Here is a 16,797-nt window from a genome sequence, read left to right as displayed (position 1 = left end):
CGCCGCGGCTCAGCGACGGCTCATGAATCGACGCGAACGGGACGAGTCCGTCGACCGTCGACGTGATGGCGCGGCGCGCGTCGCGCCACCGTGGGGCAGCCGTGGGGAGCGTCGTGCGCCGGCGGAGGCCCGCCGGCGGCGTGTCAGCGCCCGGGGAGCGGCAGCCCGGCCTGCGCCGAGAGCCGGGCCATCGCGAGCTTCGCGGCGACGAGCGCCTCCTCCGGCGTGCGGCCCGTGGCGGAGAGGTGGCCCATCTTGCGGCCGGGGCGGGCGACCCGCTTGCCGTAGAGGTGGAGCCGGACGCCCGGGATCTCCAGCGCGGCCTCGAACGGCGGCGGCGCGCCGTCGAGCCACACGTCGCCGAGCAGGTTGAGGATCGCCGCGGGGCGGACGATCTCGACCGAGCCGAGCGGCAGGTCGCACACGGCGCGGACCGCCTGCTCGAACTGGCTCGTCGCGCAGGCGACCTCGGAGGCGTGGTAGCTGTTGTGGGGCCGCGGGGCGAGCTCGTTGATGAGCAGGCGGCCGTCCTTGAGCAGGAAGAGCTCGACGACGAGCAGCCCCTCGACGCGCAGGCCGACCGCGAGGTCGAGGGCGATCTGGACCGCCTGCCCCGTCACCGCGGCCGAGAGCGGGCCCGGCAGCAGCGACCAGTCGAGGATCTGGTCGACGTGGTGGTTCAGCGCCGGCGGGTAGACCGCGAGCTTGCCGCTCGGGCTCCGCGCGACGAGCACCGACAGCTCGGCCTCGAGGTCGAGCGCCTGCTCGACCACGCAGCGCTGCCCGCCGAGCGACGCGAAGAGCGACGCGGCCTCGCCCTCGAGACCGCCGGCGCCGCCTGGCGACGTGTCTCCCGAGAGCCGCAGCTGGCCGCGGCCGTCGTACCCGCCCACGCACGACTTCACGAAGCACGCCCCGCCCATGGCGCGCGTCGCCTCGAGGAGCTGCTCGCTCGTCGCGACCTCGCGGAAGGGCCCCACCGGGAAGCCGTTGCGCGAGAGCCAGCCCTTCTGGACGCCGCGGTCCTGCACCATGGCCAGCACGTCGGCCGACGGGCGCACCGGCGCGAACCGGGCGGCGGCGACGAGGCCGTCCGTGGCGACCTTCTCGATCTCGAGCGTCACCACGTCGCACTGCGACGCGAGCTCGGCCGCCTGCGCCACGTCGTCGAACGAGGCGACGATGCAGCGATCGAGCACCGACCGGGCCGGGCAGTCCGGGTCAGGGTCGAGGGCGTGGACCTTGTACCCGAGCGTGCGGGCGGCCAGCGCCGTCATGCGGCCGAGCTGGCCGCCACCGAGGATACCGAGCGTAGAGCCGGGAGCGATGGGCATTTCCGGAGGACCTGTACGAGGGGGAGCGAGACGAGGCCCGACGAGGCCTGACGAGCTAGACGATGACCGAATCGCGTAGCACCGCCGCCTCCTGGGCGCCGCGGAAGGCGGCGAGGCGCTCGCGGAGCTCCGGGTGCTTGCCCGACAGGACCGCCGCCGCGAACAGGGCCGCGTTGGCCGCCCCGGGCTTGCCGATCGCCATCGTGGCGACGGGGACGCCCTTCGGCATCTGGACGATCGAGAGCAGCGCGTCCATCCCGTTCAGCGCCGTGGCGGGGATGGGCACGCCGATGACCGGCAGCACCGTCTTCGCGGCGACCATCCCGGGCAGGTGCGCGGCGCCGCCGGCGGCGGCGATGATCACCTCGATCCCGCGCTCCGCGGCCGTGCTCGCGTACTCGAACATCCGGTCCGGCGTGCGGTGCGCCGAGACGACGCGCACCTCGTGCGGGATGCCGAGCTGCGTGAGCAGCTCGCTCGTGACGGCGAGGTGCTCGTAGTCGCTCTTGCCGCCCATGATCACGCCGACCCAGGGCTTCTCGGCCGAGCTCGCTCCCATTTCCGCCGGGGTCCGGCCCTCGCCGGCCCCTCCCTGCGCCATCGTGCTCATCGTTCCACCGCTCACCGGCTCATCGTCCATCCGTCGTCCGTCATCCGTCGCCCCCCCGCCCGCGTCAGCGCGTGAGCTGATCCAGGAGGCTCAGGCTCTCGCGCTCTTCCTCGCCGATCTCGCCGTCGGACGAGATCATCTCGCGCGCGGCGTTCAGGAAGAGCTGCCGGTGCGCGCGCGGGATCTTCATCGGATCCACGTCGTCGGCCGCAGGCGGCACCTCGAGCCAGCCGCGCACCTGCTTGGCTTCCTCCGCGTCCAGGTGGAGCCGCAGGATCATCTTGCGCACGAACTCGCGCTCCTGATCGCGCACCTGGAGGTCGGCCCAGGCGAACGAACAGATGAACCGCATCAGCTGGAGGCGTTCTTCGCGAGAAAGCTTGTCGAGCATGGGCGGGGACTCTAGCCCGGATCCGCCAGCGTTTTGTGTGGAAATCAGCGAGCCGCGCGCCGTAGGGGGATTCCCGGTTCCGGCGCGCTGGCCCCCGCCCGGGCGCCTGTTCCGCCTGTTCCTCGCCGCTCAGCGGTACGGGCGGGCGGCGCGCGGGCCGCGCAGGAGCGCTGCCACGTGCAGCTGCTCGCCGAGCAGATCGCGCAGGGTGGCGGGGTCCTCGAGCGGGGCCGGCAGCGTGATCACGATGGCGTGCGGGGCGATCCGGAGCGCGCGCGTGCGGGCCTGCAGGCCCTTGACCGCCTCGCGCGCCCTGGGCGAGGCGGCGCGCAGCTGCTCGGGATCGTCGGGATCGAGCGCCGCGTCGAGGGGCGGATCCACCACCAGCGTGACCTCGGAGCGCTCGGGGTGGGGGCCTCGCTCGAAGCAGGTGTCGACGTGGAACGTCGCGCCGTCGACCTGCGCGTCCCGGATGCGCATGCGGCCCACCTCGAAGCGACCGTGGACCTCGGCCGCGAACCGCTCCCAGGCCGCGCGCATCCCCGCCATCGGCGTGGGCGGCGGGATGCGCTTCTTCGCGGCGCCGATCTCGGCCGCCAGCGCGGCGAGGTGCTCCAGGAACGCGCCGAGCCAGGGTTGATCGTGGCCCGGCGTCCGCGACCGGACCGACACGTGCTCGTCGTCCAGCCGGACGTCGTCGAAGGCGAGCAGCGCCCGGCGCAGCGGCCCCGCGATCACGGCGCGCACCTGGCCGGGATCGCGCCCGCGCACGCGGTAACGGCGGCCGAAGCCCTCGTCGTCCTCGGACGACAGCGCGAGCAGGAAGCGCTTCACGCCGACCTCCAGGTCGAGCCCCCACGACGGCCAGCGCAGCTCGCCCACGAGCGCGCCGCTCGACGAGGAGCCCGCGTCGATCCACACCGACGCCGCGGCGCCGGAGAGCGTGCCCGAGAGGCGGAGCTCCAGCGCGTCGAGGGACAGGCCGTGGCGCGCGCCGACCGCTTCCCAGACGGCGCGCCACCTCCCGGAGCCGATCTGCCGCCGCATCGCGCCGAGGCCGGGCGGGCTGTCGAAGACGCCGAGCGCGAGCGGCGTCGTGTGGACGACGCCGTCCGCGCGCGCGAGCTCGACGCGCACCTCGAGCCCCCAGACGAGGGCGACCCAGCCGGCGTCGAACGACGGCGCGACCGAGCGGGGGATCCGGAACCGGAAGGGCAGCTCCCGCCCCTCGTCGCGGCTGTCCGCGCGGCGGAAGGCGGTGAAGCGGTGCGCCTCGGTCGCGCGGTTCGGCGCGGAGCGGTCGGCGCTGAGGAGGCGCTCGACGCCGACAAGCGAGATCTCGATCCCGCGCACGCCGCGGCCCTGCACGTTGCCGAGGGCCACCGCCCCCGAGATCTCGTCGCCCGGCGCGAAGACGCGATCGTCGAGCGAGACCTCGACGAAGGGGCTGTCGCCGCGCGCCGTGGTCCCCGCGGCCGGCGACCGGGCCGGCCGCGTGACGGGGCGGGGCGTGACGAGCACCTCGTAGGACTCCTGGACGTCGAGCCACCACGGGATCGCGATGGAGAGCGTGATGCCGTAGCGGATCTCGGCGCGCGTGCCGAGGTAGGAGCAGGGCGCGTCGTCCGGGAGCGGGAAGCTCGCGCGGTAGCGCTGCTCGCCCTCCGGGAGCGTCGTCGCCCCCGAGACGCGGGCGACGAGCGAGAGGAAGTGGGGCGGCACGAGGACGCGCTCCTCGACGCGGGCGACCTGCATGCCCTCCAGGTGGAGCTCGATCGCGTCGACCGGCGTCCTCCCGCGGCAGCGGAGCACCAGCTCGACGAGGACGACGTCGCCCGGGTGGACGGTCCTGGACATCCGGAGCTCGACGTCGGGTCGGGTTCGCATGGTGTCCGGCTCAGCGCGGCGGGCGCGGGCTCACTTCACGAGCGGGGCCGGGACGGTGAGGCGGATCGGCCCTCGGGGAGCGCCGCGCTCGAAGATCTCTCCGCGCCGGTCCGCGACGCCGAGGCGCATGAGCCCGTCCGCGCGCACGAGCGCGAAGGGCGCGCGCGGGGCCGGCGCGTCGCGGACCGAGCCGCCCCGGCCCGCGTCGAACGGGACGATGAAGACCGCGACGTCCTCGGCGCCGGCGGCCGGCGCGCGGGGCGCCGCGGCGCGGGCGCAGCGCCCGGCGACCGTGGCGTTCCTGTCCTCGGCGGCGCAGCGGGCGAGCGCGCGGCGATCGTCGTCGGCGCCGCTCCGCGCGAGGTGGTCGGCGGCCGCGAGGCGGACCGCCTCCGCGGGGTCGCGCGCGAGCAGGTCGCGGGCCGCGTCGCCGTCGCAGCGGGCGCCGGCGACGGTGAGGGCCGCGAGCGCGTTGGCGCGCACGTAGGGGCGCGCGTCGGGGAGCGCCGCGCAGAGCGCCGCGGCCGCGCGGGCCGGCTGCCCGGCGCGGCCGGCGGCGCGCCCGATCGCGCCCGCCGCGTTGCCCGCCACGGCGGCGTCGGGGTCCTTGAGGAGCGGCAGGAGCAGCGGCAGCGCGTCCTTGTCCCCCGCCGCGCCCAGCGACCAGACCGCGTTGGCGCGGACGCCGGGATCCGGATCGCCCGCGAGCTTGCGGAGCGCGGCGGCGGCCTCCGGGTGCCCCGCGAGCGCCTCGGCGATCTTGCGGCGATCGTCGATGGGCGCCGCCGAGGCCATCCGCGCGAGCGCGGCGCCCGCGGCCTGCCCCGGCATGCGGCCGAGCCCCTCGATCAGCGCGTCGCGCGCCGCGTCCGGCGCGCTCGCGATCGCGGCCGCGACGTCGTGGACGAGGCCCTTGCCGCTCGCGTCGTTCGCGTCGTTCGCGGCCTTCGCGTCCGTCGCGTCCGTCGCGCCGCCCGCGCCGTCCGCGCCGTCCGCGCGCGACAGTGCGCCCGAGAGGGCGATGCCGAGCGCGCCGCGGTCCTGCTCCGCGGCGACCGTGAGGCGCTGGAGCAGCGGCCGGGCGCTCCCTGGGCCGGCGACGCGGGAGAGCGCGATCGCCGCCCGGAGCCGCACGTCGGCCGACTCGTCGTCGAGCGCCGCGAGCAGGGCGGCGTCCACGGCCGCGCCGAGCGTCCCGGCCGCGCGCGCGGCCCCGAGCGCCTCGATCACGGCGAGGCGGAGCGGCGTGGAGCGCGCCTTGGCGAGCGGCAGCAGCGCCGCCTGCGCGCGCGGTGAGCCGGTGCGCCCGAGCAGCTGGACGAGGGCGAGCTTCTCGTCGGGCGCGGTCGCCGGGTCGACCAGCAGGGCGCGCGCCGGGTCCACCGCGCGCCCGTCGGGCCGCGCCGGATCGAGCAGCGCGGTCGCGGCGCGGATGGCCTCCGCGCGGACCGCGGGGTCGGCGTCGCCGAGCAGCTCCAGCACGCCGGGCAGCGCCGCGGGATCGCCGAGCGCGCCGAGGGCGCGCAGCCCGTGCCGGAGCGGGACGACGCCCCGCTGCATCCCCCGCTCGAGCGCGGGCAGCGCTTCCCTGGCCTTGAGCTCGCCGAGCACGAGGGCGGCGCCCGCGGCTGTGTTGGCCGACGGCGCGGCCGCGAGCGCGGCGACGAGCGCGGGGACGGCCGCGGCGCCGGCGCTGACGAGCGCGTCGCGGACCGCGGAGCGCGGCGCTGCGGGGTTGTCCTTCGCGAGCGCCGCGAGCAGCGCCTTCACGGCCGCGTCGGAGCCGATGCGGCCGAGCGCCCGGAGCGCCGCCTCCCGCACGTCGTTGCTCGAGGTGGCGCTGTCGGACGGCCGCGCTCCCGGGAACGCGCCCGCGGCCCCCGGCGACGCCGTGACGAGATCGGCGATCGCCGACGTCGCGTCGTCCGAGCGCAGCCGGCCGAGGGCGGTCACCGCCTCGACGCGCACGTCCTGGGAGGCGTCCTGGAGCGCGAGCAGCAGCGCGCTGACCGCGCGCGGGTCTCCGAGCTCTCCGAGCGCGCGCGCCGTGGCCTTGCGGACCTCCGGCACCGAGTCCTGCACCTTGCCGATCAGCGGCACGACGGCGCGCGCGTCGCCGATCCGGCCGAGCGCGCGCGCGACCTCCGCGCGCACCTCCGGCGCCGTGTCGTCGAGGTGGCCGAGCAGCGGCGAGACAGCGTCCGGGAGCCCCGCCGCGCCCATCGCGGTCGCGGCGGCGAGGCGGACGTGCGGGTCGGGATCGCCGAGCACCCGCCCGAGCGCGACGACGGAGCGGTCCGTGGGCGAGGCGCGGATCACGTCGCAGGCCGCGAGCCGCAGGCGCGCGTCGCCCTCGCCGAGCCACTCGATCACGAGGTCCCCCGCGCGCGGCATCCGGAGGCGCACGGCCGCCCCGGCGAGGTGCAGCCGCACCTCGACGTCCGGGTCGCTCATGCCCCGCTGGATCAGCCTGATCGCCGTCTCCGGGGCGAGCTCGCCCACGCGGGTCGCGGCCAGGCGCCGCTCCAGGGCGTCGCCCGACGTGAGCGCACGCGCGATCTGCTCCGGCACGTTGGGCCAGAGGGTCGCGGCCGCTCCCCCGGGCGACGCGACAGCGGCGGCCGAGGCGGCGACGACGAGCAGGACCTGCGGTAGGCGGCGCAGCGGGGAGGACGAACGGCGCACGGGCCGAGCGTAATACAGCGGGCGCGGCCACGTCATGGCGTTCCAGACGGCTCGAGCGCCGCGGGGGGGCGCGCCGCGGGGCGCGCTGGCGAGGGCGCGCGCTCGCGGGGGCGCTCCTCGCCGCGATCGCGCGCGGAGACCGCGCACGAGCCGCGCCGGTCCCCGAGCGCTGCCGCAACCGTCCGTGGCGTGCAAGAGTCTGGCGAGGTGTCCAACATGATTCCCTTCTCCGTTCTCGACCTAGCTCCGATCGTCCAGGGCGGAGACGCCGCGCAGGCGCTCCGCAACGCGCTCGATCTCGCGCGCCACGCCGAGCGGCTCGGCTATCACCGCTACTGGCTGGCCGAGCACCACAACATGGGCGGCGTCGCCAGCGCCGCGACGTCGATCGTGATCGCGCACGTGGCCGCCGGCACCTCGACGATCCGCGTCGGCGCGGGCGGGATCATGCTGCCGAACCACGCGCCGCTCGTGATCGCCGAGCAGTTCGGCACGCTGGCGTCGCTCTTTCCAGGGCGCATCGATCTGGGCCTCGGGCGCGCTCCGGGCTCCGACCCGCTCACCGCCCGCGCGCTCAGGCGCAACCTGGCCGGCGACGCGGACGGCTTCCCCCAGGACGTCCTGGAGCTGATGGGCTACTTCCGCCCGGCGGAGCCTGGCCAGCCGGTTCAGGCCGTGCCCGGCGCCGGGCTCCGCGTGCCGATCTGGATCCTCGGCTCCAGCCTCTTCGGCGCGCAGCTCGCCGCGGCGCTCGGCCTCCCCTACGCCTTCGCCTCCCACTTCGCGCCGGGCCAGATGACGCAGGCGATCGCGCTGTACCGCAGGGAGTTCCGCCCCTCGGACGAGCTCGCGGAGCCCCGCGTCATGCTGGGGATCAACGTGGTCGCGGCCGGCACCGACGAGGAGGCGCGCCGCCTGTGGACCTCGCTCCAGCAGGCCTTCGTCAACCTGCGCCGTGGCCGGCCGGGGCCGTTTCCTCCGCCGTCCGACGACTTCGAGCGCGACCTGAGCCCCCTGGACCGCGCCGGCCTCGAGCAGTCGCTGTCCTGCTCGGTCGTCGGCTCGCCCGAGACCGTGCGGCGCGGGCTGGACGCCTTCATCACCCGCACCCGCGCCGACGAGCTCATCGTGAGCTCACCGATCTTCGATCACGCCGCGCGCGTGCGCTCGCTCGAGCTCACGGCCGCGGCGCGAGACGAGCTCACCCGCGCCGGGTGAAGCGCCTGGCCGGTAGCTCGGGCGCCCCCCCCCGGGCCCGGTCGCCCCGAAGTTCAGCAATTTCGGTCAGGCACGGCGCGCCGCGGCTCGTTACCTTGCCGCTCGCCGAGGAGGACACCGCGTGACCGAAGCCGCCGAGAACGCGTATATCGAAAGGTTCCGCAGGGTGCTCGAGCACATCGACGCGCACCTGGACGAGGACTTGACGCTCGATCGGCTGAGCGGCGTCGCCGCGTTCTCGAAGTACCACTTTCACCGGCAGTTCTCCGAGCTGTTCGGGATGGGAGTCCACGCGTACGTGAAGCTCGTCCGCCTGCGGAGCGCGTCCTACCGCCTCGCGCTCCCGGAGCGGGAGCACGCCCGGATCATCGATATCGCGATGGCGAGCGGCTACGAGAGCCCCGAGGCCTTCTCGCGCGCCTTCAAGAGAGCGTTCGGGCAGTCCCCCTCCGAGTTCCGGGAGCAGCCCCGGTGGGATCCTTGGCACGCCACCCATGAACGCCTGAGAGAGACAAGGGCCCTCCCCATGAAGGCCGCTCACCGCGCCGAGGACGTGGCGATCGTGCGGTTCGACGAGACGCGCGTCGCCGCCCTCGAGCACCGCGGCGACCCGAAGCGGATCCTGGAATCGGTGCGCCGGTTCATCGCGTGGCGCAGGGAGAACGGGCTCCCGCCGAGGGTCAGCGCGACCTTCAACATCCTGTACGACGACCCGGCCGAGTCCCCGCCGGACGCCTACCGCACGGACCTCTGCGCGGGCATCCACCGCCCCATTTCAGAGAACCCGCACGGCGTCGTCGAGAAGGCGATCCCCGGCGGCCGCTGCGCCGTCCTTCGGCACGTCGGATGCGACGACACGCTCTACGTGGCCGTGAGGTACCTCTATGGGACGTGGCTCCCCATGAGCGGAGAGGAGCTGCGTGATTTCCCGCTCTTCCTGCAGCGGGTGCGCTTCTTCCCGGAGGTGCCCGATCACGAGGCCGTCACGGATGTCTTCCTCCCGCTCCAGTGAGCTTCCCGTGAACAGACAGGCATCGTCCCTGGTCTTCCCATCCCCCCGACACCGTCCGGAGAAACGAGCATGAATCGATCCGTGGGCTGCCGCAGCCTGACCGTTCGAGATCCGATGAACGACCTCTCGTTCCCGGTCCTCGTGATGTACCCGACGCACGTCCCTGCCGAGGTCGTATCGATGGGGCCTTACTCGCTGGAGGTCGCCAGGAACGCGCCCGTGCACGGCGGCCCTCTCCCCTTCGTGCTCATCTCGCATGGCGGCGGCGGGACGCCCCTCGGGTATCGGACGCTCGCGTCCCACCTCGCGCAGAGCGGCTATGTCGTCGCGATGCCCGAGCACCCCGGGGACAATCGCAACGATCGGTCCCTGACCGAGGCGGTCGAGAACCTGGAGCGCCGGCCCCGGCACGCCCGGCTGGCGGTGGACGCTGTCTGCGCCGACGCCGAGCTCGGGCCGCGCCTGCAGGGCGACGACATCGCCGTCATCGGGCACTCGATGGGTGGCTACACCGCGCTCGCCCTCGCGGGCGGGCAGCCCTGGACGGGGCCGGGGCAGAGGGTCGCGGTCACGAAGGACCCGCGCGTCAAGGCGCTGGTCTTGATGGCCCCCGCGGCGTGCTGGTTCGTGCCCAACGACGCCTTGAAGGACGTCGAGGCGCCCATCCTCCTGCTCGTGGCGGAGCACGACCGCATCGCGCCGCGATGGCAGGGGCAGCTCGTCCTCGACCTCGTCCCCGACCCGGCCCGGGTCACGTTCAAGGTCGTCGAGAACGCGAACCATCACGCGTTCCTGAGCCCGTTTCCTCCCCAGATGCGGCGCCCGGACTTCCTGCCCGCGATCGATCGTCCCGGGTTCGATCGCGAGGCGTTCCACCGTCGGCTCGAGCGCGACGTGCGCGAGTTCCTCGACGCGGCGCTGCGCCGGAGCCCTTCATCGCCGCCGCGTCGACAGCCCGTCCCGGAGAGAGCAGGCGACGCGCCGGCGGCGGTGGAGCCACCTCAGCCCGGATCGAGCCGGTAGACGCGCCCCGTGTTGAACATCACCACATAGACCTCCCCGGCCGCGTCCTCGCCGAACGAGGACGGGAGTCCGTTCGGGTTCAGCGCCGAGGTCAGCTCGACGGGATCGGTCGCTGCCTTGCCGTCCCACACGAAGGAGAAGAAGCGGCCCGTCACGTAGTCGGCGTACAGGTAACGGCCGCGCAGGCACGGGATCTTCGCCCCGCGGTAGACATAGCCGCCGACGATGGAGCCCGCCTCGCTCCGCGGGTGCTCGACCGTGGGCGGGAGGCCGCGCGGCTTGCACGTCGTGCCAGGAGGGTAGCAATGGGCGCCCTCCATCGCTTCCCAGCCGTAATCGTTCCTGCCCTGACCAGGGCGCTCCACCAGGATCTCCTCCCAGCTCTTCTGGCCGACATCGCCGATGTACAGGTCCCCGGTGAGCCGGTCGAAGCTGAACCGCCACGGGTTCCTGAGCCCGTAGTCCCAGATCATCGGGTCGCCGCTCGTCATGTTGCCCGCCGGCGCCTTGCCCGGCTGATCGACGTCGATGCGGAGGATCTTGCCGAGCTTCGAGGTGAGATCGGCCGCGGGGCTCGGCGATCGCGCGGAGTCGCCGATCGCGGCGTAGAGATAGCCGTCCTTGCCGAACGCGAGCATCCCGCCGACGTGGTTCCAGGCGCCGTGCTTCACGTCGACCAGCGACCTGACCGGCTCGGGATGGGCGGCGTCGCCGCCCTGCGCCGCGCGCTTCCACTCCTCGATCACCACGTTGCCGCGCGGGGCCGACGAGTAGTGGAGCCAGAAGCGCCCGTTGTTCGCGTAGTCCGGGTGGAACGCGAGCCCGAGCAGGCCGCCCTCCGCGTTCGGCGCCGGGAAGAACACGCGCGATCGCACGTCGAGGAACGGCGCCTGCTGGAGGGCGCCGCCCTTGATGAGCCGGACGACCCCTGTCTTTTCGAGCACGAGGAGGCGCGACGGATCGCCGGGCGGCCCGGCGACATACGTCGGCTGCTCGAGCCCGCTCGCGACCATGGTGAGCTTCAGCTGCGGGACGCCCCCGCACTTCGCCGGGCGAGCGAGCTCCGCGGCGCTCGCGGGCGCCCCCTGCGCCGCGGGAGCGCCTTGCGCGGCGGGCGCCCCCTGCGCGGCCGGCGTGTCTTGCGCGGCGAGCGCCGCCCCAGGCGCCCCCGTGCCCCCTTGAGCCGCCTGGACGGGGTTTCCCGCCGCCGCGGCCTGGCCGGGAGGGCCGCCCTCGCGAGGCTCTTCGGGCGGCCCGGCGACCTGCACGCGCCTGTCGCAGGCGGCTACACTGCCAGCCAGCAGGAGGCACCAGGCGGTCCGATGGCACGCTCTCGTCAGATAGGCAGCGCGTCCCACGACGCGCCGGTGGCTCGGTCTCTCGGGCAAGCGGGCACCTCCCTCTCCACCTTCACCACGAGAGGCCGCGCCTGGCAAGCCGCGGCCGCGTCGCTGCTGCTGGCCGGCTGCGGCGGCTGCGGCGCGCAGGAGGCGCCCCGGCCCGAACCTCTCCCCACCGCACCGGGCCAGACCGTCCCGGCGGCCGCGCCCACCACGCGCGCGGCCGGCACAGGCGATCGCCCCGGCCAGGGCGCGGCCCAGGCGCCCGGAGGTCTGCCGCCGTGCAAGGACGGCGACACCGATCCTCACGATCTCCGCTGCACCGGGCTCTACAGCGACCCCGGCGCGCGCACGATCGCGGCGGGTGTCCGCGAGTTCAAGCCCGCCTTCGAGCTCTGGAGCGACGGCGCCGAGAAGACGCGGTGGATCTACCTCCCTCCGGGCGCGACCATCGATGTCTCCCGGATGAACGACTGGATCTTTCCTGTCGGCACCAGGCTGTGGAAGGAGTTTCGTCTGCCCGTCTCCGGCGCGAGCCGCCGTATCGAGACGAGGTTCCTGTGGAAGACCGCAGAGGATCGCTGGACGCGCGCCACCTACGTCTGGTCGGAGGACGGAGCGAGCGCGACGCAGGTGAAGGCCGGTGTCCCCCACGTCCCCGGCGCCCCCGACTACGCGATCCCGGCGCAGGTCGACTGCATCCGTTGCCACGCTGGCAAGACCGACAACCCGCTTGGATTCGAGGCGATCCAGCTCGCCGCGCGGGGCGCCGGCGGCCTGACGTATACCGAGCTCGTCGAGCGCGGCCTCCTGTCGACGACCTCCGGCGGCCCGCTCCCCGACGCGGCAGCGCTCGAGGTGCCCGGGACCGCGACGGAGCGGCGCGCCCTCGGCCTGCTGCACGTCAACTGCGGCGTCTCGTGCCACCACCCGCTCGGCGTCGCGACGCACTTCGAGATGCGCCTCGACATCGACGCTGCCGGCCGGGTGGGCGACGTGCCCGGCACGCGCGTCTACCAGACGGCGATCAACCAGCCCGCGAAGGTCCGCCCGCCCGGAGCGCCGCCGGGAGCCCGCTATGACCGGCTGAGGCCCCTCGATCCGGATCACAGCGCCGTGCTCCGCAGCATGTCCCGGCGCGACGCGCCCGGCGCGCCGCCCGAGCAGATGCCGCCGCTCGCGACCCGGCGCGTCGACGAGGAGGCCGTCGCCGCGATCCGCGCCTGGATCGAGGCGATGACCCCTGCCGCCGGCTATCCGCGCCCCTCCCCTTGATCGTGATCGCCCGCCGGGGTTGCCCGGCGCGTCACGAACATGCCATCTCGTGGCAGCACCTCACGCCGCCGTCCGAGGCGCCGAGAGGAAGGGAGCGCCGGAAACGCGCGAAGGGCGCCCGCGGGAAACGCCATCGCGCGCGCGCCGGGCCCGTGGTGATCGCGGCCCTCGAGCTTCATGCTCCCGGCGGGTCGCAGCGCCGCGCGGCCTCGACCGACCTCGCGCTCGCCGTGCCCACGGCGCCGGCGGATGCCCGCCCTCGCCCGGCGAGCGCCCACGACCACGGGGGGAACACGTCACGTGAAGCAGCCGAAAGAGATCAAGACCGCGGAGGGCAAGCTCGGGGTCCTGCTGCCGGGGCTGGGCGCCGTCTCCACGACGACCATCGCGGGCGCCCTGCTCGCGCGGCGCGGGCTCGCGGCGCCCATCGGGTCGCTCACCCAGATGGGCACGATCCGGCTCGGCCGGCGCACCGACGAACGCGCGCCAAGGATCAAGGATTTCCTGCCGATCGCGGCGCTCGACCAGCTGGTGTTCGGCGCGTGGGACATCTTCCCCGACAACGCCTACGAGTCGGCGCGGCACGCGGACGTGCTCGAGCGCCGCCACCTCGACGCCGTCCGCGAGGAGCTCGAGCGGATCCGCCCGATGCCCGCGGTGTTCTACCCGCAGTACGTCCGGCGGCTCCACGGCAACCACGTGAAGAAGGGCACGAGCAAGGCCGCGATGGTCGAGCAGGTCCGGGAGGATATCCGCGACTTCCTGCGCGACAGCGGCGCTGCGCGCGCCGTCGCCGTCTGGTGCGGATCGACCGAGGTCTATATCGCGCCGGCGGAGGTCCACTCCTCCGTCGCGCGCTTCGAGGCGGGCCTCGCCGAGGACCACCCGGCGATCTCGAGCTCCCAGATCTACGCGTGGGCCTGCCTGAAGGAGCGCGTCCCGTTCGCGAACGGCGCCCCGAACCTGACGGTCGATTTCCCGGCCGCGTGGGAGCTCGCGAGCAAGCAGGAGGTCCCCATCGCCGGCAAGGACTTCAAGACCGGCCAGACCCTGATGAAGACGGTGATCGCCCCGGGGCTCAAGGCGAGGATGCTCGGCGTCGCGGGGTGGTTCTCGACGAACATCCTCGGCAACCGCGACGGCGAGGTGCTCGACGACCCGGACTCGTTCCGTTCGAAGGAGGTCTCGAAGCTCGGGGTGCTCGAGCACATCCTCCAGCCGCACGTCCACGGCGAGCTCTATGGCAAGCTCTTCCACAAGGTGCGTATCGAGTACTACCCCCCTCGTGGCGACGCCAAGGAGGGGTGGGACAACATCGATCTCGTCGGCTGGCTCGGCTACCCGATGCAGGTGAAGTTAAACTTCCTCTGCCGCGACTCGATCCTCGCCGCGCCCCTCGTTCTCGATCTGGCGCTCCTCCTCGATCTCGCGCAGCGCGCCGGGCTGCGCGGCACGCAGGAGTGGCTCAGCTTCTACTTCAAGAGCCCCATGACCGCGCCGGCCCTGTACCCGGAGCACGATCTCTTCATCCAGTCGATGAAGCTCAAGAACACGATGCGCTGGCTCATGGGGGAGGACCTCATCACCCACCTGGGCAACGAGTACTACGACTGATCGCCCGGCAGCTCCGCGCGGGCGGCGACGCTCACGACACGCGAGTCGAACCAATCTGGCCCAACCCGTGTCCCCTCGCGCCCAGCCGGACCCGTGAGCCTCAGCCGCGCGGCGGCGCGTAGAAATCGACGATCCGGATCGGCTCGGTCAGGCGCACGCGCACCCGCGATCGCTCCCCGCGGACGTCGCCGCCGATCTGGAAGCTCGTCACCGGGTCCATCTCGATCGTGACCTCGTCCACGAAGTAATCGAACACCGTCTCCAGGTCGTCGTACTCGCCGCTCCAGATGCTCGAGAAGTTCCGCACGAACGTGAACGGCGAGACCACCGACACGCGCAGCTGCATCCGGTCCTGGCGATCGTCCGCATAGGGGAACATCCGGAAGCCGAAGCCGTAATAGGGGATCGTCGACAGCGCCGCGATCTTCGCCGGCCCCTCGTAGATGACGCCGCCCTTCTTGATGGGCGCCCCCAGCATCGCCCCCTTCTCGCCGACGCGGATCGCGTCGTTGCCCTCGTTGATGATGCGGCAGTGCGGTGTTCGCCGCACGAGGTAGCTCGGGATCGTCCGCGTCGTCGCGGCGACGGCGTACGCCACCGGCCCCGGCGCGAGCCGCTTCAGCGGGCCCCGCGCGAGCGCCGACTTCACCGCGTTGTAGTCGCGGAGCATCACCGCATCGATCCCGAAGCCGCAGAACGGCGACAGGATGTCCTCGGCCTCCACGAGCCGCAGGTTCCGGCTCCCGGCCTCGGCGCGCAGCCGCTGGAGGTCGACCGCGAGCCCGGGCTTCGCGCCCGCGCCGCCGGACGCGCCGAGCACCCACGCCAGCGAGTTGCCCGTCCCCAGGCGCAGCAGCCCGAACCGCGGCAGCGGCAGCCCGCGCCGCTTCGCCTCGTTCACCACGGCCGTCACCACCACCGTGAACGTCCCGTCGCCGCCGCCCGTGAGGATCGTGCCGTAACCCCGGTCGACCAGGATCCGCGCGATGCCCTCGCTCTCCTCCACCCGCCGCGAGACGAACAGATCCCCCGTGTCAAGGATCTGATCGAGCGTCTCGATCACCTCCGCCGTCACGCTCTTGGCGTTGCCGTTCACCACCACGGCAATCCGGCTGCTCGCCGCGCCTCGCGGGTTCTCGCTCGCACGACGCGGCGCATCAGCGACCGCGGCCTTGGGGACGTCATCGGCGGGGCCGCGACCGGCGGGCGGAGAGGTCATACACCGCGATCTACCACGACCCACCCCTGCGCTTGGAGCGCGGGATGACGCGGAATCGCGCGGGACGCGCGGGATGCGCTGGATGGATGATGGATGACCAACCGCCCGGCCGGCGGCCTGCGCGCGACAGGCGTCGCGGGCGCGGCCTTCGCCGGATCGCAGCGCCGAGCCCGCCGGGGCCGGCGATCGTGGACCGATGTGACCGGCGCGACCCAGCGGCCCGCCCGACGACCGACTTTCCGCGAGGCCCGATAGCGTGCGATGCTCGCTGGTTTTGGCTCCCGGACCGATCTTGGGTCATGCTGCCCTTCGGGAAAGCGAAAAGCCTCCCCGAAACTTAGTGGACGGGGTGGTCGATTTTTTGGTAAGGCGACGACCTGGTGAGCCAATTGGGCTTGACAGCCGTGCGGGTCTTTACCGCCGCGCGGGCGGCGCGCGCTTGAGGCGAAGGGCCGCGACGATCTCGTACCCAGCGGGGGACGCAGCGACATGCCGAAGATCACAAAGCAGGGCAGCTCCGAGAAGGCGACGGGTATGAAGAAGAAGGCCTCTTCGAGCAGCAAGGGGGGCGCAGAAGCTCAGCTTGCCAAGCCCGTGAATCCGGTAATCAAGGAAGATTCGAAATCGGCGTCGAGCGCGTCGAAGCGTAAGCTCGGCCTCCGTGGCGCTGCGCCATGGGCTGCGCGGCACGCCGCGAAGCACGCCGCCGAGGCGCGGGCCCGGGCCGCGGAGCCGGCGCCCCCTGGCAGCGCCCGGGCGACCATCCGCGTGCCGAGCGGAGCCGAGGAGATCAAGGCGAAGATCGCCGAGCTCCACAACCAGACCCAGAAGATCCGCACGCTCCGCAAGCGGCTCGACAAGGGGTTCTTCGATATCGGGGTGGTGCTCGCCGAGATCCAGCAGCAGGAGCTGTATCAGGCGAAGGGCTACGGCTCGTTCGAGGCGTTCCTCGAGCGCGAGATCGACCTCGGCAAGCAGACGTCGTTGCGCCTCATCAAGGTCGCCCACGTCTTCCAGCGCGAGGTGGCCCTCGACTACGGCATGGACCGGCTGTTCGTCGCGCTCGCCGCCCTCGAGGGCGAGGTGCCCAAGCCCGCCCCCTCCGCGATCCCCTCCGCCCCCGGCTCCAAGCCTCCCCTCCCGCTCAAGCCCCCCATGCGCATCGTTGGCTGAGCGACGTGAGGCCGCC

13 protein-coding genes are annotated in these 16,797 nt (G+C 73.7%); 6 read left to right on the top strand and 7 right to left on the bottom strand.

The genetic code is table 11. The features are described 5' to 3' along the window. Window positions 1-143: 143 nt before the first annotated feature. The 5 genes from purK to WMF45_RS10040 all read right to left on the bottom strand — a co-directional run bounded on the left by purK (window position 144) and on the right by WMF45_RS10040 (window position 6,907). Entirely contained in the window at window positions 144-1,334 is a 1,191-nt protein-coding gene (gene purK / locus WMF45_RS10060) for a 5-(carboxyamino)imidazole ribonucleotide synthase (RefSeq protein WP_437716697.1), read from the bottom strand. A 55-nt stretch (window positions 1,335-1,389) separates the two neighbouring features. Further along, a complete protein-coding gene (purE, locus tag WMF45_RS10055) occupies window positions 1,390-1,893 on the bottom strand; it encodes a 5-(carboxyamino)imidazole ribonucleotide mutase (RefSeq protein ID WP_173427451.1) in 504 nt (167 codons plus the stop codon). Window positions 1,894-2,008: 115 nt separating this feature from the next. Further along, window positions 2,009-2,335: a TerB family tellurite resistance protein gene (locus tag WMF45_RS10050; protein ID WP_437551368.1), complete on the bottom strand. Its 327-nt coding sequence runs from the start codon at window positions 2,333-2,335 to the stop codon at window positions 2,009-2,011. Window positions 2,336-2,464: 129 nt separating this feature from the next. After that, window positions 2,465-4,222, bottom strand: a complete 1,758-nt coding sequence (locus WMF45_RS10045; RefSeq protein ID WP_437716696.1) for a hypothetical protein — start codon at window positions 4,220-4,222, stop codon at window positions 2,465-2,467. Between the two features lie 30 nt (window positions 4,223-4,252). Next, window positions 4,253-6,907 carry a HEAT repeat domain-containing protein gene (locus WMF45_RS10040; RefSeq protein WP_437716695.1) on the bottom strand — a complete coding sequence of 885 codons (2,655 nt, stop codon included), beginning with the start codon at window positions 6,905-6,907 and terminating at the stop codon, window positions 4,253-4,255. A 216-nt stretch (window positions 6,908-7,123) separates the two neighbouring features. On the opposite strand from WMF45_RS10040, the gene WMF45_RS10035 reads away from it, so the two are divergent. From WMF45_RS10035 to WMF45_RS10025, 3 genes are all read left to right on the top strand, one after another. Further along, window positions 7,124-8,125, top strand: a complete 1,002-nt coding sequence (locus WMF45_RS10035; RefSeq protein WP_437719515.1) for an LLM class flavin-dependent oxidoreductase — start codon at window positions 7,124-7,126, stop codon at window positions 8,123-8,125. Between the two features lie 121 nt (window positions 8,126-8,246). After that, a complete protein-coding gene (locus tag WMF45_RS10030) occupies window positions 8,247-9,137 on the top strand; it encodes an AraC family transcriptional regulator (RefSeq protein ID WP_437716694.1) in 891 nt (296 codons plus the stop codon). Window positions 9,138-9,206: 69 nt separating this feature from the next. Beyond that, window positions 9,207-10,160, top strand: a complete 954-nt coding sequence (locus WMF45_RS10025; RefSeq protein ID WP_437716693.1) for an alpha/beta hydrolase family protein — start codon at window positions 9,207-9,209, stop codon at window positions 10,158-10,160. Here the strand turns inward: WMF45_RS10025 and WMF45_RS10020 are convergent. Continuing rightward, complete coding sequence (locus WMF45_RS10020) at window positions 10,139-11,428, bottom strand: PQQ-dependent sugar dehydrogenase (protein ID WP_437716692.1); 1,290 nt, start codon at window positions 11,426-11,428, stop codon at window positions 10,139-10,141. The two genes, WMF45_RS10025 and WMF45_RS10020, sit on opposite strands and share 22 nt — an antisense overlap. A 54-nt stretch (window positions 11,429-11,482) precedes the next feature. Between WMF45_RS10020 and WMF45_RS10015 the strand changes: the two genes are divergently transcribed. Next, window positions 11,483-12,775 carry a hypothetical protein gene (locus WMF45_RS10015; RefSeq protein ID WP_437716691.1) on the top strand — a complete coding sequence of 431 codons (1,293 nt, stop codon included), beginning with the start codon at window positions 11,483-11,485 and terminating at the stop codon, window positions 12,773-12,775. A gap of 300 nt (window positions 12,776-13,075) precedes the next feature. Beyond that, a complete protein-coding gene (locus WMF45_RS10010) occupies window positions 13,076-14,389 on the top strand; it encodes an inositol-3-phosphate synthase (RefSeq protein WP_437716690.1) in 1,314 nt (437 codons plus the stop codon). Between the two features lie 100 nt (window positions 14,390-14,489). Here WMF45_RS10010 and WMF45_RS10005 read toward each other — a convergent pair whose 3' ends face one another. Continuing rightward, a complete protein-coding gene (locus WMF45_RS10005; protein ID WP_437716689.1) occupies window positions 14,490-15,608 on the bottom strand; it encodes a diacylglycerol/lipid kinase family protein in 1,119 nt (372 codons plus the stop codon). 489 nt (window positions 15,609-16,097) lie between these two features. Between WMF45_RS10005 and WMF45_RS10000 the strand changes: the two genes are divergently transcribed. After that, window positions 16,098-16,781: a hypothetical protein gene (locus tag WMF45_RS10000; RefSeq protein WP_012234436.1), complete on the top strand. Its 684-nt coding sequence runs from the start codon at window positions 16,098-16,100 to the stop codon at window positions 16,779-16,781. The last annotated feature ends 16 nt before the right edge of the window (window positions 16,782-16,797 follow it).

Source organism: Sorangium sp. So ce448 (assembly GCF_051520915.1).
Classification (GTDB): Bacteria; Myxococcota_A; Polyangia; order Polyangiales; family Polyangiaceae; genus Sorangium; species Sorangium cellulosum_B.
Note: the sequence above shows the minus strand (reverse complement) of the source record. Positions and strands in the feature narration are given on the sequence as shown.